Genomic DNA, 19820 nt, shown 5'->3' with positions numbered 1-19820 from the left:
TGCGTACCGCTCAGCGCACCGACTTGACGGGGATGACCGCCGCCGCGCCGACCAGGGTGATCAGGGCGGCCGTGAGGTACAGCCCGTCGTAGCCGATCGCGCCGACGAGCACCGCGGCCAGCAACGGGGCGAGGATCTGCGGTCCCGCGTTGGCGATGTTGAGGACGCCCATGTCGCGGGCCGCGTCGTCGGCGCTGGGCAGGACCAGGGTGACGAGAGCGGTGTCCACGGCCATGTAGCAGCCGAAGGCGAGGCCCGCGAGGACGGTGAAGATCAGCATGCCGGTCCAGTCGGGCTTGACGACCGGGACGAGCATCGCGAGGCCGGAGAGGGCGCAGGAGATGCCGACCAGGGGCTTGCGGCGGCCGATGCGGTCGGAGAGCAGTCCGCCGAGGACGGTGGCGACGAGGGTGACGCCGGCGTCGATCGGGGCGATGAAGGCGACGGCCTCGGTGGGGTCGAGTCCCTCGGGGAGGGCGATGTGGTCCTGGAGGACGTACATCTGGAAGAGGGAGACGGAGAAGAAGCCCAGCATCATCAGGAAGCGGCCGATGAAGACCCAGCGGAAGTCGGCCGCCTTGAGGGTGTCCGCGAAGGCGGCCAACTGCCCCCGCAGCGGCACCGGTTCGACCGCCGGCCGCTTGCGCTCGCGCACGACGGCGGTGAAGAGGACGGCCGCGCCGGCGATCACCGCGCCGAACACGAGGTAGCCGAGGGGGATGTCGGAGGGCACGAACAGCGCGGCGGTGGAGATGCCGACGGCGGAGCCGATGGGGGTGCCGATGCCGACCATCGCCGAGGCCAGGCCGCGTCGTTCGACGGGGACGCGGTCGGGGACGACGGCGGTGAGGGCGGCCTGGTAGATGTTCATCATGGCCTGCACGAGGCACCAGGCGATGGTGACGAGGAGGACCGTGCGGGCGGCGCCTAGGAGCGCGAGCGCGCCGAGCGCCGCCAGACCGCCGCCCAGGATCCACGGGTTGCGCCGTCCCGAGCGGTCGGAGAGCAGTCCCGCCAGGGGGTTGAACAGCGTGGCGAAGATCGCGGCGACACCGGAGACGAGACCGAAATCGGCGACCTTGTTCGCCGGGTCGATCAGTTCGACCTGGACGGGCAGGAGCACCGCGCCGATGCCCATGTAGACCATGTACATGGCGGCGTTGGCCACCGTGAGCATGGGCATCAGGCGCCACAGGGCGCCCCGGCCGGCGGTGGCCGGGCCGGGGGTCTGCGGCTCCGATCCGGCCGGGGGCGCCGGCCGGACTTCGGATGCGTTCATGTCGTTCTCCTCGGCCGCGGGCCCCCGGGGGGCGGGCGTGCGACGGGTCATGCGTGAGCGGGGCCTGTGGTGCGAGGTGGTGCGGTGGTGCGGGTCAGCTGTCGAAGCCGAGGCCGAAGCGGTCGAGGGTGCGCAGCCAGAGGTTGCGGCGGCCCTCGTTCCGGTCGGCCCGCGCCATCGACCACCGGGTGATGCCGATCCCGAGCGAGCGGACGGGCTCGGGCGGGAACGGCAGGGGCTTGCGGCGTACGAGTTCGAGGTCGGTGCGCTCGGTGTGCTCCCCCGCGAGCAGGTCGAGCATCACGTCGGCACCGAAGCGGGTGGCGCCGACGCCGAGCCCGGTGAATCCGGCGGCGTAGGCGACCTTTTCTTGGTGACACGTGTCAAAGAAGACGCAGAAGCGGGTGCTGGTGTCAATGGCCCCGCCCCAGGCGTGACTGAACCGAACCCCTTCGAGCTGCGGAAACGTCGTGAAGAAATGTTCGGCGAGGGTCGCGTACGTCTCGGGCCTGCGGTCGTGCTCTGCGCGCACCGGGCCGCCGTGATAGACGGCGTCGTAACCGCCCCACAGGATGCGGTCGTCGGCGGAGAGCCGGACGTAGTGGAACTGGTTGGCGCAGTCCGCGAAGCCCTGGCGGCGCTTCCAGCCGACGGAGGCGAGCTGCTCCTCGGTGAGCGGCTCGGTCATCAGCGCGTAGTCGTACACGGGGACGGTGTACGGGCGGTGGCGCCGGATCAGGGACGGGTAGGCGTTGGTGGCGAGGGCGACGCGGCGGGCGGTGATCCGGCCGTAGGGGGTGCCGACGGCGACGACGGCGCCGTGCTCGTCGAGCGAGGTGGCGGGGGTGTGCTCGTGGATGCGGACACCGAGGTCGAGGCAGGCCCGCTTGAGTCCCCAGGCGAGCCGGGCGGGGTTGACCATGGCGACGTCGTCCTGGTTCCACACGCCGCCGAGGAAGGTCGGGGAGTCGATCTCGGCGCGGACCTCGTCGGCGTCCAGGAGGAGCGGGTTGCCGCCGAAGCGGGCGGCGGCCTGCGCCTCCTCGCCGAGGCCGTCGAGCTGGTATCGCTCGGTGGCGACGACGAGGGAGCCGGTGCGCTCCCAGTCGCAGTCGATGCCGTACCGCTCGATCGCGTCCTCGATGCCCTGGAGGTTCTCGCGGCCGAGGCGCTCCAGGCGGCCGATCTCCCCGGGCCAGCGCTGGAGGCCGTTCGCGAGGCCGTGGGTGAGGCTGGACTCGCAGAATCCGCCGTTGCGTCCCGAGGCGGCGCCGCCGACCTGGTCCGCCTCGACGAGCACGACGTCGGTGGAGGGGTCGCGCTCCTTGGCGAGGAGGGCGGTCCACAGGCCGGTGTAGCCGCCGCCGACCACGAGGAGGTCGCAGGTGGTGCCGCCGACGAGGGCGGGGGCGGGCTGCGGCCGGCGGGGGTCGTCGAGCCAGAACGGGGTGTGGTCGACGTCCCGGAGCGAGCTGAGGTGGTCCATGGGGATTCCTTCGGGGTCGCGGAGACGCCCGGGCGCGGGGCGCCTCCGAAGTGCCGCCATGAGACTCCGCCGCGTACGACAAGGTCAATGGTGTTGACATAAGACCGCCCGGGAGGGCCGGCGCACGGACGCTCCGCAGGTCAGCCGCGCCGGCCTGGGCCGGCTGACTCACGGACGCCCCGCAGGTCAGCTCCCGGCGCCCCGACCTCCGGAGCCTCACAGGGTCAGCTCTGGCGCTTCGGGCCTCCGGAGGCCTTGCAGGGTCAGCCCCGGCACCCCGACCTCCGGAAGCCCCGCAGGATCAGCCCCGGCACCCCGACCTCCGGAAGCCCCGCAGGATCAGCCCCGGCACCCCGACCTCCGGAGGCCTCGCAGGGTCAGCCCCGGCGCCCGGTCACCCGGGCGGTCGCCCCGCCGTCCCGGCCGTTACCCCTCCGGCTCCCAGCGGTCCAGGATCTCCTCCGCGATGCGGCGGGCCCCCGGCTCGAAGCGGGCGGAGAGTTCGTGGAAGAGCGTCTCCGCGGCCTCGGCGGGCCAGTCGGCGGGCAGGTGTCCGGCGGGCAGGTGCGGGTCGCGGCGGACCAGGTCGAGCCAGTCGGTGTGGAGCAGGAGCAGCCGGCCGAGGTCGTCGCGCGCCTCGCCGGGGGCGGCGCCGTCGCCCCAGCGGGCGAGGAAGGCGCGGTAGCCGTCGGCGATGGCGTCGACGTCGAAGGCGGTACGGAGCAGGTCCCCGGCCTCGGTGGGCGCGGCGGCCTCGCCGTGGAAGGCCCTGATACGGTCCCCCAACCCGAGCTCGGCCGCGATGGGCGCGACGTCGACCCGGCCGGGGGCGACCCAGAGGCCGCTCTGCAGGGGGCCGAAGCCCGCCCACATGAGCCGCGAACGCAGGTCGTGGCGTTCCCGGCGCCAGGATTCGGGCAGCGAGAAGCCGACCAGGGTCCAGGTGCCGTCCCAGGCGCGGTTGACGGCGCCGGTGCGGTGGATCCGCTCCTGGCCGTCGGCGAGGACCTCCGCGGCGCGGGGCGTGAGCGAGAAGTACATCCGGCGTCCGCGGCGGTGCCGTTCGAGGAGTTCGCGGCCGACCATGCGGGTGAGGGTCGAACGGACGGCGTCCTCGCCGACGTCCACGCGCGCGAAGGCGTCGATCACGCTCGCCGAGGACAGGGCGGTTCCCGTGCCGAGCACGTGGATGCCGAAGAAGGTCAGCATCAGGGACTGGGGGCGGGGCGAGGAGCCGGGTTCGGCGGGCGATCCGGTCTCGGCGGTCGGGGCGGGCTGTGTCACGGGGACAGCGTAGGGCGGGATCCGTCGATCCACCGCAACATTCGGCAATTCATTGACGGCCGACAAAAGAATGCCTAACTTGTTCGCTCGACGGTGCGTGTCCGGTCGCGATCTCCCGCGCCCCGCACCGCGTTCACGGGAAAGGACCCCCGTTCATGACTCATGTGGATCTCTCCGGCAAGGTCGCCGTCGTCACCGGCAGCGGCCGCGGACTCGGCCTCGCCTACGCCCGCTCGCTGGCCGCCGCCGGCGCGGCCGTGGTGATCAACGACGTCGACGACGAGGCCGCCGCCGAGGCCGTGCGCCTGATCACCGCCGACGGCGGCCGCGCCGTCGCCGAGGTGGTGCCGGTCGGCTCCACCGAGGCCGCCGAGGCCCTCGTCGCCCGCGCCGTCGACAGCTACGGCCGGCTCGACGTCATGGTCACCAACGCCGGAGTCCTGCGCGACCGGGTGCTGTGGAAGATGACCGACGAGGACTTCGACACCGTCGTCGAGGTGCACCTGCGCGGCACCTTCACCTGCGTCCGCGCCGCCGTCGAGCGGATGCGCGCCCAGGGCGAGGGCGGCCGGATCGTCGTCGCCGGCTCCCCCGCCGGCCAGCGCGGCAACTTCGGGCAGACCAACTACGCCGCCGCCAAGGCCGGGATCGCCGCCATGGTGCGCACCTGGGGCATGGAGCTGGCCAAGGCCGGCATCACCGCGAACGCCGTCATCCCGGTCGCCGCGACCGCGATGACCAAGACGATCCCCGTCTTCGCCCCGCACGTCGAGGCCCTGGAGCGGGACGGCATCGCGTTCCCGGACAGCCTGCGCAAGGGCGAGGGCTTCGGCACGCCCGAGGACGTCGCGGGTCTCGTGACCTTCCTCGCCTCGGACGCGTCCGCCGGGGTGACCGGCCAGTGCGTCGGCATCGGCGGCGACAAGCTCTCCCTGTGGTCGCACCCGCAGGAGGTGTCGGTGGCGTACGCCGACGGCGGCTGGAGCGCCGACGCGATCGCCGCCGCCTGGCCGGTGACCGTCGGACGCACCCCCGAGACCTTCGGCATCCCGGCGCCGCAGCTGTGAGCGCCGGCGAACCGATGGACGTGAACGCGCTCGTCGCCATCGACATGCACACCCACGCCGAGGTGTCCGAGAAGGGCGGGGCGTCGCTCTCCGCCGAGCTCGACGCCGCCGCCGGCGCGTACTTCAAGGCGGAGCACCGCCACCCCACGCTGCCGGAGATCGCCACGTACTACCGCGAGCGGCATATGGCCTGTGTGGTGTTCACGGTGGACGCGGAGTCGGCGACCGGCACCCCGCCGGTGCCGAACGAGGAGATCGCCGAGGCGGCGCTGCAACACCCGGACGTGATCGTCCCGTTCGCGGGCGTCGATCCGTACAAGGGGAAGGCGGCGGTCCGTCAGATCCGGCGGCTCGTCGACGAGTACGGGGTGAGGGGCTTCAAGTTCCACCCGAACATCCAGGCCTTCCACCCCAACGACCGCATGGCGTACCCGCTGTACGAGGCGATCGAGGACGCCGGGGCGATCGCGGTCTTCCACACCGGGCAGACGGGCATCGGCGCGGGCGCTCCCGGCGGCGGGGGCATCCGGCTGAAGTACTCCAACCCGATGGACGTGGACGACGTCGCCGCGGACTTCCCGGGCATGAAGATCGTCCTCGCCCACCCGTCCTTCCCGTGGCAGGACGAGGCGCTCGCGGTGGCCACGCACAAGCCCGAGGTGTACATCGACCTGTCGGGCTGGTCGCCGAAGTACTTCCCGCCACAGCTGGTCCGGTACGCCGACAGCCTGCTGCAGGACAAGGTGCTGTTCGGCTCCGACTTCCCGCTGCTCGCGCCGGACCGCTGGCTGGCCGACTTCGCCGAGCTCCCGATCAAGGACGAGGTCCGTCCGAAGATCCTCAAGGAGAACGCGGCCCGACTGCTCGGGCTCACCGGAAACTGAGGGGTACCCCATGCGCAACCAGGGCATCGGCTCCTGGCCCGCCCGCCGCGACCGCAGATCGCCACGGCGCACGGCCCTTCTGCACGAGGGCCGCGCGATCGACTACGCCGAACTCCACGACCGCTGTACGCGGTTGGCCCACGCCCTGCGGGGTGCGGGGGTCGAGCGCGGCGACCGGGTGGCGTTCCTCGGCCCCAACCATCCGGCCTACCTGGAGACGCTGTTCGCGGCCAGTGTCCTTGGAGCGGTGTTCGTCCCGCTCAACACCCGTCTCGCCGTACCGGAGTTGCTCCATCAGCTCACCGACTCGGGCAGCACCGTCCTGGTGCACGCCGGGCAGTCGTCCGAGCGGGTGAAGGAGCTGGTGGAGGCGGCCGGCATCGGCACCGTCCTCGCCGTGGACGGAGGTCCGGGCGCCTCGTACGAGGAGCTGCTCGCGGTCGCGTCGACGGAGCCGCTCGACGAGGAGGTGGGGCACGAGGACGTCTGCCTCATCATGTACACCTCGGGCACGACCGGCCGTTCCAAGGGTGCCGTCCTGACCCACGGCAACATCGTCTGGAACAGTCTCAACGTCGTCGTGGACACCGACCTCGCCGGCGACGAGGTGGCCCTGGTCGCCGCACCGCTGTTCCACACCGGCGCCCTCAACATGAGCTGCCTGCCGGTCCTCCTGAAGGGCGGCACGGTCCTCCTGGAGTCCTCCTTCGACGCCGCCCGCACCTTGCGGCTGATCGAACGGCACCGGGTGACCTGCATGTTCGGCGTGCCGACGATGTACGACGCGATGGCCTCGGCCCCCGGGTGGGCCGACGCCGACCTGACCAGTCTGCGCAATCTGCTGTGCGGCGGCGCCCCGGTGCCGACCCGCACCGCCCAGGCCTATCTGGACCGCGGCCTCGCCTTCGTCCAGGGGTACGGCATGACGGAGACCGCGCCGGGCGCGCTCATCCTGGACCGGGCCGACTCGGTGAGCCGCGCCGGTTCGGCGGGCGTCCCGCACTTCTTCACCGACGTCCAGGTGCTGCTGCCCTCGGGCGAGGAGGCGGGCCCCGGCGAGAAGGGCGAGGTCGTCGTCGCGGGGCCGAACGTGACCCCGGGCTACTGGAACCTCCCGGAGGCGACCGCCGCGGCCTTCCGCGACGGGGGGCGCTTCCGGTCGGGCGACGTGGCCACGGTCGACGAGGACGGCTACGTACGGCTCGTCGACCGCCTCAAGGACATGATCATCTCGGGCGGGGAGAACGTCTACCCGGCCGAGGTCGAGGACGCCCTGCTCGGACACCCGGACGTCGCCGAGGCGGCCGTCATCGGCGTGCCGGACGCCCGCTGGGGCGAGGTGGGACGCGCCGTCGTCGTCACCCGCGCGGGAGCGACCGTCACCGCGGAGGAGCTGATCGCCCACCTGGAGGCCCGGCTCGCCCGCTACAAGATCCCCAAGAGCGTCGCCCTCGCCCCGGACCTCCCCCGCAACGCCACCGGGAAGCTGCTCAAGGCGCCGATCCGGGCGCGCTACGGCGCCTGACCCCCTCTTCCAAAGATTCCGACACTTTCCGATACTTTCCGGTACAGAGGAGTACGTCCATGGCTCTCACCGTCCACGGCATCGACGAGATCAAGGCCCAGGCAGGGGCCGACCTCGGCCACAGCTCCTGGGTCGAGATCGCCCAGCCCCGCGTCGACACCTTCGCCGACGCCACCGACGACCACCAGTGGATCCACGTCGACGCCGAGCGTGCCGCCGCCGGCCCGTTCGGCGGCACCATCGCCCACGGCTATCTGACCCTGTCGCTGCTCATCCCGATGTGGAGCGAGCTGCTCCAGGTCGAGGGCGTGTCGATGGCCGTCAACTACGGCCTGAACAAGGTGCGTTTCCCCTCCCCCGTGCGCGTCGGCTCGAAGATCCGCACCCACGGCCGTGTGGTGTCCGTGGAGGACGTCAAGGGCGGCGTCGAGGTCGTCGTGGACCTCACCGTGGAGATCGACGGCGTCGCCAAGCCGGCGTGCGTCGCGCAGGCGGTGTACCGCTTCTTCGCCTGATCCCGGCGGTGTACGCGGAAGGGGGCGGCTGCCGATGCGGCCGCCCCCCTTCCGCGTACCGCGCGAGGGGTCGTGTCGAGGGCGGCGGGCTCAGGTGCGCGTCTGCGGTGGCCGGAGCGCCTCCACCGCCGCCAGCATCAGTTCCAGGGCGAACGGGTAGCCGCTGTCGCGCATGTCGGCGGCCAGGAGGGGGAAGGTCGCGGCGACGTTCGGGTGGGTGTCGGGGGACAGGCGGCCGTAGACCGCGTGCCAGACCTCCTCGTCCTTCTCCCGCGCGGCCGTCGGCAGGGCCGCCGCCGCGGCGTCCTGGGCGGCGAAGGCGAGGGCCTGGTCGACGAAGGCGTGGTAGATGCGCACGGCGAGGTCGTCGGGGAAGCCGCCGTCCCGGAGGATGCCGAGGATCCGTTCGACGGCCAGGGTCTCGTGGGGGCGGCCGGTGGTGCGGTGCGCCGCGAGGGCGGCGGCCTGCGGGTTGTTGCGGTAGCAGGAGTTGATGCGCAGCCCCATCGCCCGGAGGTCGGTGCGCCAGTCGCCGGTCGCCGTCCAGCCTTCCTGCGCGCGGCCGATGAGCTCGTCGGCGACGGCGAGGAGCAGGGCGTCGGTGTTGCGGAAGTAGCGGTAGAGGGCGGTGGGGTCGGCGCCGAGCGCGGCGCCCAGTCTCCGTACCGAGAGGGCTTCCGCGCCGTGCTGGGCGATCAGACGGAGCGCGGTGTCGACGATGAGCCGCTCCGAGAGGACGGCGCCCTGTTTGGTGGGGCGGCGGCGCTGCCGACTGCCTTCGGGGACGACACGTTCGGACATGGCCGGAACATTACGTCAACGTAGTTGACGTGTAAACGGCCCGACGCGGGCCTCCCCGGCCGGAACCTTACGTCAACACCATTGACGTGTGAACCGCCCGCCCGCTTGCATGGCGCCCACCCATCCACACCACACGTTCTGGAGCGTCCATGACCACGGCCGATCTGGTCTTCACCCGCGGGCCCGTCTTCACGGCGGACCCGGCCCGCACCCGGGCGACCTCGCTCGCCGTCGTCGGCGAGCGGATCACGGCCGTCGGGCACGACGAGGTACGGGACCTCGTCGGGCCCGGCACGGAGGTCGTCGACCTGACGGGGAAGCTGCTGCTCCCCGGCTTCCAGGACGCCCACATCCACGCCGTCGGCGGTGGCAAGGAGCTGGCGGAGTGCGATCTCACCGGCACGGTCGGCGTCGCCGACTACCTGGAGCGGATCCGGGAGTACGCGGACGCCCATCCGGAGCGGGCCTGGATCACCGGCGGCGGCTGGTCGATGGAGAGCTTCGAGGGCGGACTGCCCACCCGGCAGCTGCTCGACTCCGTCGTCCCCGACCGGCCGGTCCTGCTCTCGAACCGTGACCACCACGGCGCCTGGGCCAACTCCCGTGCCCTGGAGCTCGCCGGGCTCACCGCCGACACCCCCGATCCGGCGGACGGCCGGATCGAGCGGGAGGCGGACGGCACCCCGAGCGGCGTGCTCCAGGAGGGCGCGATCGGGCTCGTCGCCCGGCTGGTGCCCGAGACCACCGCCGAGGACCGGCTCGCCGGTCTGCTGCGCGCCCAGAAGCTGCTGCACTCGCTCGGCATCACGGCCTGGCAGGACGCGCTGCTCGGCACCTTCAGCGGCATGGCCGATCCGTCGGAGGCGTATCGGACGGCCGCCGTCGACGGCTCGCTGACCGCCCGGGTGACCGGCGCGCTCTGGTGGGACCGGGAGCGCGGCTCCGAGCAGATCCCCGAACTGGTCGAGCGCCGCGAGAAGTTGAGCGCCGGCCGGTTCCGCGCCGGCACGGTCAAGATCATGCAGGACGGCATCGCGGAGAACTTCACGGCCGCGATGACCACCCCGTACCTGGACGGCTGCGGCTGCGCCACCGCCAACAGCGGGCTGAGCTTCGTCGACCCCGAGGCGCTGCGCGGCTACGTGACCGAGCTCGACGCCCTCGACTTCCAGGTCCACTTCCACGCCCTGGGCGACCGGGCCGTGCGTGAGGCCCTGGACGCGCTGGAGGCCGCCATCGCGGTCAACGGGCGCCGCGGCAACCGCCACCACCTCGCGCACCTCCAGGTCGTGCACCCCGACGACCTGCCGCGGTTCGCGGCGCTCGGCGCCCTCGCGAACATCCAGCCGCTCTGGGCCGCGCACGAGCCGCAGATGGACGAGCTCACCATCCCGTTCCTGGGTTCCGAGCGCGCCGCCTGGCAGTACCCGTTCGGCGATCTCGTACGGGCCGGGGCCACGCTCGCCGCCGGCAGCGACTGGCCGGTCAGCAGCCCGAACCCGATCGAGGGCATCCACGTCGCCGTCAACCGCCGCGACCCCGAGGCCACCGACGACCGGATCTTCTACGCCGAGCAGCGCATCGACCTCACCACGGCGCTCGCCGCCTACACGGCGGGCACCGCGCACGTGAACGGTCTCGACGACACCGGCAGCCTGCGCCCCGGCAACCTCGCCGACCTGGTCGTCCTGGACCGCGACATCCTCACCGGCCCGCCGGAGGAGATCGCAGAGGCCCGGGTGGAGCGGACGTACGTCGGCGGACGGCTGGTCCACTCGGCCTGACCGGGCCTCAGGCCTTCGGTCGCACCGACGACGCCCGGACGTCGAGGCGCGTCGGGACCAGTGTCCCGGCGGGCTCCCGGCGGCCGTGCTCCAGGACCGCGACGAGGTGCTCGATGCCCGCCTCCGCGACCGCCTCGGGCCGCAGGCTCAGCGTGGTCACCGGCGGCTGGGTGTCGAGGGCCGTGGCGTCCTCGCTGACCAGGACGACCAGCAGGTCGTCCGGGACCTCGTACCCGTGGCGGCGCGCCGCCTCCAGGACGAGGGGCGGGCTCGCCTCGGCCACGACCAGGAGGGCGTCGGGACGCTCCGGCCCGGCCAGGGCGGTCTCGACTCCCTGCACCACCGGACCGTTGCCCGCTTCCGCGACGCGCACGACCCGCTCCGGCAGGTCGTGGGCGGCGCACCACTCCCGGTGCGCCGCGTACACCTCGGTGTGGAAGCGGGTGGTGCTGTCCGGCACCACGAGGACCGGCCTCCGGGCCCCCTGCTCCCGCAGGTGGTCGAGGGCCTCGTGGACGGCGCCGCCCGCGTCGACGTCCACCCAGTAGGCCCCCGGCAGCCCCTCGGCCGAGCGGTCCGTGAAGACGGGGACGCCGGCGGCGAGCAGGCCCTCGACGACCGGGTCGTCGGCGACGGGGTCGGCCACGACCACCGCGTCGAGGGACAGGTCGGCCCACTCGCTCTGCAGGGAGCCGGCGGGCAGCAGCACCACGGCGTAGCCGCGGCGCAGCGCGGTGGCCGCGGTGGCGCCGGTCAGTCTCGCGAAGTACGGCGACTCGAGAAAGGTCCATGGAGTGGCGGCGAACTCGCCGACCACGTATCCGATCAGCCGGGCCCGTCCCGCGCGCAGCCGTCGCGCGGTGGCGTTGGGCCGGTAGCCCATTCTGCGCGCGGTCTCGCGGACCTTCTCCCGTACCTCGGGGGAGAGCCTGCCGGTGCCGTTGAGCGCCGCCGAGACGGTCGTCTTGGACAGGCCCGCCTCGCGGGCCACGTCGACGAGGCGGACGCGCGGGATGGGCGGCGAGGGCTGCCCGCCGCGCCCTGAAGCTTCGGTCATGGGGTGATGGTGCCACCCCCGTGACCTCTGCAAAACCGTTCCCGCAAAGTCGTCTGCAGGTCTTGTGCGGGAACGTTCCCGCACCAATACTCGCTCCATCCCCCCGAGCCCGTCACTACACCTGTAAAGGGGTGGGTCCCTCCCCATGCGCATGCCCAGAGCCCTCGCGCTTCTCGCCTGTACCGCCGCCCTCGCGGCCACCACCAGCGCCTGCTCCGGCGCCACGAACCCGCCCGCGGCCGGCGGCGGCGCGCACTACAAGGTCAGCCCGACCTCCGCACCCGCGCAGGGCCCGCTGGACTCCTTCACCTGGTCCCTGTACGCCGAGCCGTACACGCTCGACTACGCCCTGGCGTACGACTACCCGCCGAACACCGTCCTCGCCAACGTGTGCGAGCAGCTGATGCGGGTCACCCCCGACATGAAGATCGTGCCCGGCCTCGCCGTGAAGTGGCGGCAGCCCGACCCCCGGACCCTCGTCTACACCCTGCGCCCCGGGGTGAAGTTCCACGACGGCACCACCATGACCGCCGACGACGTGGTCGCCTCCCTCAAGCGCCAGATGGACCCGAAGACCGGCTCTCCGTGGGGTTCCACCTTCAAGACCGTCGACTCCATCGAGAAGACCGGCCCGCTGGAGGTGACCATCCGCCTCGGCAAGGCCGACGTCCTCTTCCACGAGCTGATGGCCGCCTCCCCCGGCACGATCGTCAGCGCGGCCTCCCTCGCCAAGGAGGGCAAGGACTACGGCACCCCCAAGGGCAAGCTGAACTGCACGGGTCCGTACGCCCTCGACTCGTGGGCCCAGGGCGACAGCATCACCCTCAAGCGGCACGCCGCCTACTGGGACAAGACGCTCACGCCCAAGTCCGAGAAGGTGAAGTTCACCTTCATCGAGGACGCCGCCGCCCGCTCCAACGCCTTCCTCTCGGGTACGGCCGACGGCGGGTACATGGTCCCGTCCTCCTCCTTCTCGCAGCTGCGCGCGGGCGACAAGGGCACGCTGCTCTTCGGCCCCAACACCGCCGCCGCGAACCTCGCGGTCCTCGACTTCCACGGCACGCTCAGCAACCTCAAGGTCCGCCAGGCGCTGTCGATGGCCCTCGACCGGAAGAACATCATCAAGGCCGCGGCCGGCGGCGTCGGCGTCCCTGCCAAGGCCCCCGCCGCGCGCGGCGCCTGGGCGCTCGCCCCGGAGAAGACGGCGGAGCTCTACGACACGCTGCCCGAGCCGGTGTACGACGTCGCGGCCGCGAAGAAGCTCGTCGAGGAGGCCCACGCGAACGGCCGCACGGTCACCATCGCCACCAGCTCGATGGCGCCCGAGATCAGCGTCGTCGCCAACGCCGTCCAGGCCGCCGGCCGCCAGATCGGGCTCAACGTCGTCCTGAAGCCGGTGTCGCCCGACGCGTACAGCAGCATCTTCGTCGACCCGAGCGCGCGCGACGGCCTCGATCTGGTCATCACCAACGGCTACGACAACACGCCCGACCCGCTGGAGTTCTACCAGTACCTGCGCACCGGCGACTTCGGGAACTACGGCCGCTGGTCGAACGCCGAGTTCGACGTCGCCTTCGACCGGGCGGACTCCGAGCCCGACCCGGTCAAGCGCGCCGGGCTCACCGCGAAGCTCCAGAAGATCGCCATGGACGAGCTGCCGATCATCCCCGTGTACGAGGCGCCCTACTCGGTCTTCCTCGGCAAGCGGATCACCGGCGCGCCGACCGGAATCTCCCAGCTCTACTTCCCGTGGGCCGCGACGATCGGGGCCTCCAAGCGATGACGCGCTACCTCGTCGGACGGCTCCTCGGCCTGGTGGCGGTGCTGTTCGTGACCTCCCTCGTGGTCTTCGGCTCCGTCCACCTGGCCCCCGGCGACCCGGTGTCGTTCCTCCTGCACGGCCGCCCCGCGACCCCCTCGGCCGTGGCGGCCCTGCGGGCGGAGCACCACCTCGACGACCCGCTGGTCACCCAGTACGTGAAGTGGCTCGGCGGGGTGCTGAGCGGCGACTTCGGCCGCTCGGCCCAGTACCACCAGGACGTGGCCTCGCTCATCGGCTCGCGCCTCACCGGCACCGCCCTGCTCGTCGGCTACGCCGCCGTCCTCGTCGCGGTGCTCGGGGTGACCGCCGGCATCCTCGCCGCCCTGAAGCCCGGTCTCCCGGACCGGGTGGTGCTGATCGGCACGGGTGTCGCCACCGCCACGCCCTCGTTCGTGACGGCGATCGCGCTCGTCTCGGTCTTCTCCGTCCAGCTCGGCTGGTTCCCGGGACCGGGCGGCGGGACTCCGGCGGGCCTCGCCGACCGGCTGTACCAGCTGACCCTGCCGGCGTTCGCCCTGGCGCTGTCCTTCGCGGGTCTCCTCGCCCGGGTGACCCGCTCGGCGATGCTCGACGAACTCGGCCGCGAGCACGTCGAGGTGGCGCGGGCCCGCGGCGTCGCGGGCCGGTCCGTGGTCCGCCGGCACGTGCTGCGCAACGCGCTCGGCCCCGTCGTCACCGTCGGCGGCACGATGCTCGCCGGCCTGCTCATCAGCACCTCGATCGTCGAGACCGCCTTCGACGTCCCCGGGCTCGGCTCGCTGCTCGTGCAGTCCGTCACCGCGAAGGACTTCGCGGTCGTCCAGGCGATCACGCTGCTCAGCGTCGCGGCCTTCGTCCTCGTCAACCTCGTCGTGGACCTGCTCGCCCCGCTCATCGACCCCCGTCTCTCCCTCGGGGAAGGCTCCTCATGACCTCCACCACCTCCGCGGTGCCGTACCGCAGGCCCGGGCTGCGCGCCCTGCGCGTGTTCGGCCAGGGACCGCTCTTCGCGGTCTCGGTCGCGGTGCTCGTCCTGCTCGTCCTGGTCGCCGTGCTCGCGCCCGTCCTCACCCCGTACGACCCCGAGGCGCTCGACCTGTCGGCGAGTCTCGTCGGCACCACGGGCGACCATCTGCTCGGCACGGACCAGTCGGGCCGGGACATCCTGTCCCGGCTGCTCGTCGGCGCCCGCACCGGCCTGCTCGGGCCGCTGCTCGTCGTCGGCGTCTCCACCCTGCTCGGCACCCTGCTCGGCGTGGTGGCGGCCTGGCGGGGCGGCTGGGTGGACACGATGCTGTCCCGGTCGATGGACCTCGTCTTCGCGATCCCCGGCCTGCTGCTCGCCATCCTGCTCGTGTCGGTCGTCGGCGAGGGACTCACCGCGCCCGTGATCGCCATGTCCGTCGCCTACACCCCGTACGTGGGCCGGCTCGTCCGGGGCATCGCCCGGCAGGAGAAGGCCCGGCCGTACATCGAGGCGTACCGGGTGCAGGGCTGGTCCGGCTGGACCGTCTCCGTGCGCCATCTGCTGCCCAACATCGCGCCGACGGTCTTCGCGCAGTCCGCGATGAACTTCGGGTACGCGCTGATGGACCTGGCGGCCCTGTCCTTCCTCGGCTTCGGGGTGCAGCCGCCGGCCGCCGACTGGGGCGCCATGATCAACGAGGGGCAGGCGGCCGTCCTGCAGGGGGCGATGCTGCCGGCCCTCGCGCCCTCCGCGTGCATCGTGCTCGCGGTGGTGGCGTTCGGCATCGTCGGCGAGGGGCTCGCCGACCGGATCGCGAAGCGGGAACGGTGAACGCGATGAATACGGTGGCGACCGCGCCGGTCCTGGAGATCGAGAACCTCGGCGTACGCCTGGCCGGCGACCGGGCCGCCCGGCCCATCCTGGACGGGGTGAGCCTGACGGTCCGGCCCGGGGAGACCGTCGGCCTGGTCGGCGAGTCCGGCTCCGGCAAGTCCGTGGCCTGCCGCAGCGTCCTCGGGCTGCTGCCCGCGGGCGCCCGCACCGACGGCGAGGTCCGGGTCGCCGGGCGGAACGTCCTCGCGATGAACCGCGCCGAGCTGACCTCGCTGCGCGCCCGGCAGGTCTCCATGGTCTTCCAGGACCCGCGCGCCTCCGTCAACCCGCTGCGGCGGGTGGGCGACTTCCTCACCGAGGGACTGCGCGCGGCCGGGACCCCCGCCGCCGAGGCGACCGCCCGCGCCGAGGAACTCCTGGACGCGGTCGGCATCCGCGACCCGCGCGGTGCCCTGCGGCGTCATCCGCACCAGTTCTCCGGCGGCATGCTCCAACGGGTCGTCATCGCGGCGGCCCTCGCGAGCGAGCCGGCGCTGCTCGTCGCCGACGAGCCGACGACGGCGCTCGACGTCACCACCCAGGCCGAGGTCATCTCGATCCTGGCCCGGCTGCGGGCCGAGCGGGGCACGGGCATGCTGTTCGTCACCCACGACCTCGAACTGGCCGCCGCCGTCTGCGACCGGGTGTACGTCATGTACGCGGGCCGGATCGTGGAGACCCGGTCCACGGACGACCTGTTCGACGCGCCCCGCCACCCGTACACGGCGGGCCTGCTCGCCTGCACCCCGCGGCTCGAACCGGGCGCGCCGGCGCCCCGCCCCATCCCGGGCCGCCCCGTCTCCCTCGCGGAGGCTCCGCCCGGCTGCTCCTTCGCCGCGCGCTGCGCCCACGCGGTGCCGCGCTGTACGGAGGAGAAGCCCGCGCTCGTACGCCACGGGGACGGGCTCGCCGCCTGCCACCGTGCCGAAGAAGGGATCACGCTGTGACCGTCGCGCCCAAGGAGGGTCTCGCCGTCGAGGGACTGCGCAAGCGGTACGGGGACCACACGGCCGTCGACGACGTGTCCTTCGCGCTCGCGCCCGGGTCCTCGCTCGCCATCGTCGGGGAATCCGGCAGCGGCAAGACGACCACGGTCCGGATGCTGGTGGGTCTGGAGCGGCCGGACGGCGGCACGGTCCGACTCGACGGCCGGGACCGCTCCGCGCGGCCCCGGGGCCGGGCCGAACGGCTCGCCAGGGCCCGGGAGATCCAGATGGTCTTCCAGGACCCGTATCTGTCGCTCGACCCCCGGATCTCCGTCTCGGGCTGCCTGGACGAGGTCCTGCGCCTGCACACCGGCCTCGACCAGGCCGGGCGCCGGGACCGGGTCGCCGAGCTCCTCGACCAGGTGGGGCTCGGCGCGCGCGAGGCCTCGGCGCTGCCCCGGGGCCTGTCCGGCGGTCAGCGTCAGCGCGTGGCGATCGCGCGCGCCCTCGCCGTGAAGCCGCGGGTCCTCGTCCTCGACGAGGCGGTCGCCGCGCTCGACGTGTCGATCCAGGCGCAGATCCTCGAACTGCTCGGCACGATCCGCCGGGAGTCGGGCATCGGCTATCTGTTCGTCACCCACGACCTGGCCGTGGTCCGGCACATCGCGGACGAGGTCCTGGTGCTGAAGTCCGGCCAGGTCGTGGAGACGGGCCCGGCCGCGCGCGTCCTGGACGCGCCGGAGCACCCGTACACCCGGCTGCTCCTCGACTCCGTGCCCCGGCGACTCAGGCGGCCGGCGGGGCAGGGGTGACCCCCGCCTCCCCGGTCCACGGGGGCCGGGGAGGCGGGCCCGTCAGACCCGCGGGTGCCGTCGGACTCGCGGGCGCCGTCAGACCCGCGGGCGCCGTCTGTCCCGCGTGTCCCGTCGGTCCCGCAGATGCCGTCAGGCCCGCAGGCGGGCCAGGACCGCGTGCATCGAACGCTCCAGGACCGCCCGGGACTCGTCGGTGGGATCGACCAGTTCGAAGCTGTGGTGGGCGTTCGGCGCATCGATGATCTCGACGTCGGCCCCGCGCTTCCCGGCGGCGGTCAGGAACTCCTCGACGGTCGCCGCGATGGCCTCGTGTTCGAGTCCGGCGCGGGTCAGCACGATCGGAGGCCCGTCCGCGGTGCCCACGGTGTCCACCGGGCGGAAGCGGGACTCCACCGTCCCCCAGCCGGGCAGCGGCGCCAGAGCCGGGTAGTTGGCCGCCACGCACCGGAGCCACGGCGTGGGCGCGGCGAGCCAGTCCGCGGCGAGGAGCCCGCCGGTGGAGAAGAACCAGAGCGCGATCCGGTCCCCGTCGACGCGCGGATCGGCGCGGACCTGCTCGACGGCCGCGGCGAGGTCCCCGGCGGCCCGGGGGTAGTCGGCGAGGCCGTGGAGCCGGAGGTCCACGGTGACTCCGACGACGCCCGCGCCCGCCGCGTGGCGGCCGTACCCCAGGAAGAACGGCGTGTCCCGTGGCGTGGGCCGCCGCTCGGGGTCGATGGGGCCGCCGTGGACGAAGACGATCGCCGGCCGGGGCCCTTCGCCGTCCGGGAGGTGGAGGTCGACCCGTCCGACGCGGTCGCGCGGCCGCTCCGGCACGTCGATGAGGAAGGGCCTGAGGTGGGACGGCTCCTCGTGCTCGCGCTCGGGCGCCGTCACCCGGTGGCCCTCGCCTGCGGCCGCGCGGACCAGCACCCCGGCCAGTTCACCGGGGGCCGAGAGCATCGGCCAGTGACCGGTGGCGAGGTCGAAGAAGCGGAAGCGGTCCTCGGTGAACACGCGCAGCTGGGGCGGGCCCGACGCCACCGCCATCTCGACCATGGCGATGCTCTGCCCGTTGGCGTTGCAGAGGATCCCGGTGCTCGGCAGGGCGTGCGCGGCGCCGGTCAGGTGCAGCGGCTCGGTGAGCGTGCGGGGCGGCTGCGGCGCGGCCTCGCGCTCCAGGCGCGCCAGCGCGTCGGCGGGGATGCCCTCGACGCTGCCCCACCTCTGCCAGGTGCCCGGCGCGGGCGGCGGGACCGACGCGTCGGGCCGTCCGGCGAGCAGCTCACGGACCTCCGGGTCGGGCACGGAGCGTACGGCGGCGTCGCCGCCCTGCGGGGGTCCCGTGTCCACGGAGACGATCCGGGTGACGCGGCCGGCGCGCCGGTCGGCGGCGCCGAACACCGGATGCAGGCCGTATCCGTGCCCGACGAGGACCACCTCGTCGGCCGTGATCCCGTCGAGCAGCTCGACGAGTTCCTCGATGTGCGTCTCCAGGCCCGTACCGGGACCGGCCTCGGCGCGCCGGTCGCCCATCCCGGTCAGGGTCACGGGGTACGCCTCCGCACCCGCCTCCCGCAGCCGGGTGGCGGTCTCCTCCCACACCCAGCCACCGGTAAAGGTGCCCGACACCAGCACGAACGCCGTCATGACCGTCTCCTCACAACTCCTGGGGGATGTCTCGCGGTCACGTTAGGAACTCCCCCTGCGGGAGATTCAAGCGCGCCGTCGGGACGTCAGAATGGACAGGCCAGAAGGTGGTCGCATCCCGCTGAAAGAGGTTCACCCCGTGTCGTCCGACGGTCTGTTGAGCATCGGTGAGCTGGCCGCGCGGGCGGGTGTCACCGTGAAGACCGTGCGGTTCTACTCGGATCGCGGTCTGCTGCCCGAGGCGGCCCGCAGCTCCGGCGGCCATCGCCGGTACGGGGCCGAGGCGCTCGACCGGCTGCGGTTCATCCGCTCGCTGCGCGCGCTCGATCTGCCGGTGCCCGAGGTGGAGCGGGTCCTGGAGCGGGACGGGGCCGACGCGGTCCTCGAAGAGGCCGTCGCGGGGCGGTTGCGGGACGTGGGCTCCCAGCTGGTGGCGCTGCGCTGGAAGGAGGCCTCCCTGCGGCTGGTCCAGGAGGCCGGGGCCGGGGAGCGCGCGGAGCGGCTGCGGCTGCTCGGCGCGCTGCCGGCCCCGCCGGACACGGACGCCCTGGCCCGGTTCTGGCGGCGGGCCCTGCCGGCGCGGCTGCCGGGGCGGGTGGTGTCCACGGTCCTCGACGCGGTGGTGCCGACGCCTCCGGAGGACCCGGGCCCCGAGCAGGTGCTCGCGTTCGCCCGGCTGCACGCGCTCGTCACCGACCCGCGCCTCGAACGGCCGGAGTTCCGGCCCGCGCCGCCGCTGCCGGACGGCGAGTACCGTCCGGTCGTGCTCTACGAGGGTCTCGCCGAGGCGTACGGGCTCGCCTCGGCCGAGGTGCGGGCGGGGCGGGAGCCGCAGGACGGCGGGGCCCTGGACTGTTTCGTCGCCGCCTATGCCCTGGCGCGCGGGGAGCGGGACACGCCGGACTTCCGGCGCCGGCTCCTCGGTCTGCTCGCCCTGGACGACAGCCCGGTGCTCCCCCGGTACTGGAAGCTGGCCGCCGGTCTGTTCGCCCCGGGCGAGCCGCCGCTCGGTCTGCTGCACCATCACCTCTCGACGGCCCTCAGGGCCGAGGTCCACGGCCCGGCCGGCTGACGTCGCCGGTGCACCCGGGGGTGTGGTCATCGGCGGCACCCGGGTGAGTGCGCGC

General features: G+C 73.3%; 17 protein-coding genes. 11 read left to right on the top strand and 6 right to left on the bottom strand.

All coding sequences use genetic code 11. The features are described from left to right. Positions 1-10: 10 nt before the first annotated feature. The 3 genes from ACZ7HT_RS04375 to ACZ7HT_RS04365 form a co-directional block, all read right to left on the bottom strand. Positions 11-1279 carry an MFS transporter gene (locus ACZ7HT_RS04375; RefSeq protein ID WP_471159581.1) on the bottom strand — a complete coding sequence of 423 codons (1269 nt, stop codon included), beginning with the start codon at positions 1277-1279 and terminating at the stop codon, positions 11-13. Between the two features lie 94 nt (positions 1280-1373). Continuing rightward, a complete protein-coding gene (locus tag ACZ7HT_RS04370; protein ID WP_471159579.1) occupies positions 1374-2765 on the bottom strand; it encodes an NAD(P)/FAD-dependent oxidoreductase in 1392 nt (463 codons plus the stop codon). A 426-nt stretch (positions 2766-3191) separates the two neighbouring features. After that, a complete protein-coding gene (locus ACZ7HT_RS04365; protein ID WP_471159577.1) occupies positions 3192-4049 on the bottom strand; it encodes a PaaX family transcriptional regulator in 858 nt (285 codons plus the stop codon). 155 nt (positions 4050-4204) lie between these two features. On the opposite strand from ACZ7HT_RS04365, the gene ACZ7HT_RS04360 reads away from it, so the two are divergent. The 4 genes from ACZ7HT_RS04360 to ACZ7HT_RS04345 are packed head-to-tail and all read left to right on the top strand — an operon-like array spanning position 4205 to position 8040. Beyond that, entirely contained in the window at positions 4205-5116 is a 912-nt protein-coding gene (locus ACZ7HT_RS04360; protein ID WP_471159575.1) for an SDR family NAD(P)-dependent oxidoreductase, read from the top strand. Positions 5117-5130: 14 nt separating this feature from the next. Beyond that, on the top strand, positions 5131-6000 hold the full coding sequence (locus ACZ7HT_RS04355) for an amidohydrolase family protein (RefSeq protein WP_471160059.1): 870 nt from the start codon (positions 5131-5133) through the stop codon (positions 5998-6000). A 10-nt stretch (positions 6001-6010) separates the two neighbouring features. Then, positions 6011-7525 (top strand): acyl-CoA synthetase, encoded by a 1515-nt coding sequence (locus tag ACZ7HT_RS04350; protein ID WP_471159573.1) that lies wholly within the window; start codon positions 6011-6013, stop codon positions 7523-7525. Between the two features lie 59 nt (positions 7526-7584). Beyond that, positions 7585-8040: a MaoC family dehydratase gene (locus tag ACZ7HT_RS04345; protein WP_352028654.1), complete on the top strand. Its 456-nt coding sequence runs from the start codon at positions 7585-7587 to the stop codon at positions 8038-8040. 90 nt (positions 8041-8130) lie between these two features. On the opposite strand, the gene ACZ7HT_RS04340 is transcribed toward ACZ7HT_RS04345, so the two are convergent. Then, on the bottom strand, positions 8131-8841 hold the full coding sequence (locus tag ACZ7HT_RS04340) for a TetR/AcrR family transcriptional regulator (protein ID WP_471159571.1): 711 nt from the start codon (positions 8839-8841) through the stop codon (positions 8131-8133). A 149-nt stretch (positions 8842-8990) separates the two neighbouring features. On the opposite strand from ACZ7HT_RS04340, the gene ACZ7HT_RS04335 reads away from it, so the two are divergent. Further along, positions 8991-10625 (top strand): amidohydrolase, encoded by a 1635-nt coding sequence (locus ACZ7HT_RS04335; RefSeq protein WP_471159569.1) that lies wholly within the window; start codon positions 8991-8993, stop codon positions 10623-10625. A gap of 7 nt (positions 10626-10632) precedes the next feature. Here ACZ7HT_RS04335 and ACZ7HT_RS04330 read toward each other — a convergent pair whose 3' ends face one another. After that, positions 10633-11682 (bottom strand): LacI family DNA-binding transcriptional regulator, encoded by a 1050-nt coding sequence (locus tag ACZ7HT_RS04330; protein WP_471159568.1) that lies wholly within the window; start codon positions 11680-11682, stop codon positions 10633-10635. A gap of 145 nt (positions 11683-11827) precedes the next feature. On the opposite strand from ACZ7HT_RS04330, the gene ACZ7HT_RS04325 reads away from it, so the two are divergent. From ACZ7HT_RS04325 to ACZ7HT_RS04305, 5 genes are read left to right on the top strand one after another with little or no spacing between them, the layout of a single operon-like run. Beyond that, positions 11828-13465: an ABC transporter substrate-binding protein gene (locus tag ACZ7HT_RS04325; RefSeq protein ID WP_471159566.1), complete on the top strand. Its 1638-nt coding sequence runs from the start codon at positions 11828-11830 to the stop codon at positions 13463-13465. Then, positions 13462-14415 (top strand): ABC transporter permease, encoded by a 954-nt coding sequence (locus ACZ7HT_RS04320; protein ID WP_471159564.1) that lies wholly within the window; start codon positions 13462-13464, stop codon positions 14413-14415. Before ACZ7HT_RS04325 ends, ACZ7HT_RS04320 begins: the two co-directional genes overlap by 4 nt. After that, complete coding sequence (locus tag ACZ7HT_RS04315) at positions 14412-15281, top strand: ABC transporter permease (protein WP_471159562.1); 870 nt, start codon at positions 14412-14414, stop codon at positions 15279-15281. The genes ACZ7HT_RS04320 and ACZ7HT_RS04315 overlap by 4 nt, the downstream gene beginning before the upstream one ends. A 5-nt stretch (positions 15282-15286) precedes the next feature. After that, the gene (locus ACZ7HT_RS04310; RefSeq protein ID WP_471159560.1) at positions 15287-16270 is read left to right on the top strand and encodes an ABC transporter ATP-binding protein; all 984 of its coding nucleotides are present in this window, start codon (positions 15287-15289) and stop codon (positions 16268-16270) included. Next, entirely contained in the window at positions 16267-17061 is a 795-nt protein-coding gene (locus tag ACZ7HT_RS04305; protein ID WP_471159558.1) for an ABC transporter ATP-binding protein, read from the top strand. The genes ACZ7HT_RS04310 and ACZ7HT_RS04305 overlap by 4 nt, the downstream gene beginning before the upstream one ends. A gap of 132 nt (positions 17062-17193) precedes the next feature. Here the strand turns inward: ACZ7HT_RS04305 and ACZ7HT_RS04300 are convergent, their stop codons facing one another. Beyond that, entirely contained in the window at positions 17194-18693 is a 1500-nt protein-coding gene (locus tag ACZ7HT_RS04300) for an alpha/beta fold hydrolase (protein WP_471159556.1), read from the bottom strand. A gap of 139 nt (positions 18694-18832) precedes the next feature. Here ACZ7HT_RS04300 and ACZ7HT_RS04295 point away from each other — a divergent pair, with 139 nt between their 5' ends. After that, positions 18833-19765 (top strand): MerR family transcriptional regulator, encoded by a 933-nt coding sequence (locus ACZ7HT_RS04295; RefSeq protein ID WP_471159554.1) that lies wholly within the window; start codon positions 18833-18835, stop codon positions 19763-19765. Positions 19766-19820 lie beyond the last annotated feature (55 nt).

The sequence above is a fragment of the Streptomyces sp. NPDC037410 genome (assembly GCF_055602235.1).
Note: the sequence above shows the minus strand (reverse complement) of the source record. Positions and strands in the feature narration are given on the sequence as shown.

Excerpts from the sequence above, each read along its gene's own strand:
- ACZ7HT_RS04330 (WP_471159568.1), bottom strand. The coding sequence starts at position 11,682 with ATGACCGAAGCTTCAGGGCGCGGCGGGCAGCCCTCGCCGCCCATCCCG.
- ACZ7HT_RS04370 (WP_471159579.1), bottom strand. The coding sequence starts at position 2,765 with ATGGACCACCTCAGCTCGCTCCGGGACGTCGACCACACCCCGTTCTGG.
- ACZ7HT_RS04340 (WP_471159571.1), bottom strand. The coding sequence starts at position 8,841 with ATGTCCGAACGTGTCGTCCCCGAAGGCAGTCGGCAGCGCCGCCGCCCC.
- ACZ7HT_RS04335 (WP_471159569.1), top strand. The coding sequence starts at position 8,991 with ATGACCACGGCCGATCTGGTCTTCACCCGCGGGCCCGTCTTCACGGCG.
- ACZ7HT_RS04310 (WP_471159560.1), top strand. The coding sequence starts at position 15,287 with ATGAATACGGTGGCGACCGCGCCGGTCCTGGAGATCGAGAACCTCGGC.
- ACZ7HT_RS04300 (WP_471159556.1), bottom strand. The coding sequence starts at position 18,693 with ATGACGGCGTTCGTGCTGGTGTCGGGCACCTTTACCGGTGGCTGGGTG.
- ACZ7HT_RS04325 (WP_471159566.1), top strand. The coding sequence starts at position 11,828 with ATGCGCATGCCCAGAGCCCTCGCGCTTCTCGCCTGTACCGCCGCCCTC.
- ACZ7HT_RS04345 (WP_352028654.1), top strand. The coding sequence starts at position 7,585 with ATGGCTCTCACCGTCCACGGCATCGACGAGATCAAGGCCCAGGCAGGG.
- ACZ7HT_RS04350 (WP_471159573.1), top strand. The coding sequence starts at position 6,011 with ATGCGCAACCAGGGCATCGGCTCCTGGCCCGCCCGCCGCGACCGCAGA.
- ACZ7HT_RS04315 (WP_471159562.1), top strand. The coding sequence starts at position 14,412 with ATGACCTCCACCACCTCCGCGGTGCCGTACCGCAGGCCCGGGCTGCGC.
- ACZ7HT_RS04320 (WP_471159564.1), top strand. The coding sequence starts at position 13,462 with ATGACGCGCTACCTCGTCGGACGGCTCCTCGGCCTGGTGGCGGTGCTG.
- ACZ7HT_RS04375 (WP_471159581.1), bottom strand. The coding sequence starts at position 1,279 with ATGAACGCATCCGAAGTCCGGCCGGCGCCCCCGGCCGGATCGGAGCCG.
- ACZ7HT_RS04355 (WP_471160059.1), top strand. The coding sequence starts at position 5,131 with ATGGACGTGAACGCGCTCGTCGCCATCGACATGCACACCCACGCCGAG.
- ACZ7HT_RS04360 (WP_471159575.1), top strand. The coding sequence starts at position 4,205 with ATGACTCATGTGGATCTCTCCGGCAAGGTCGCCGTCGTCACCGGCAGC.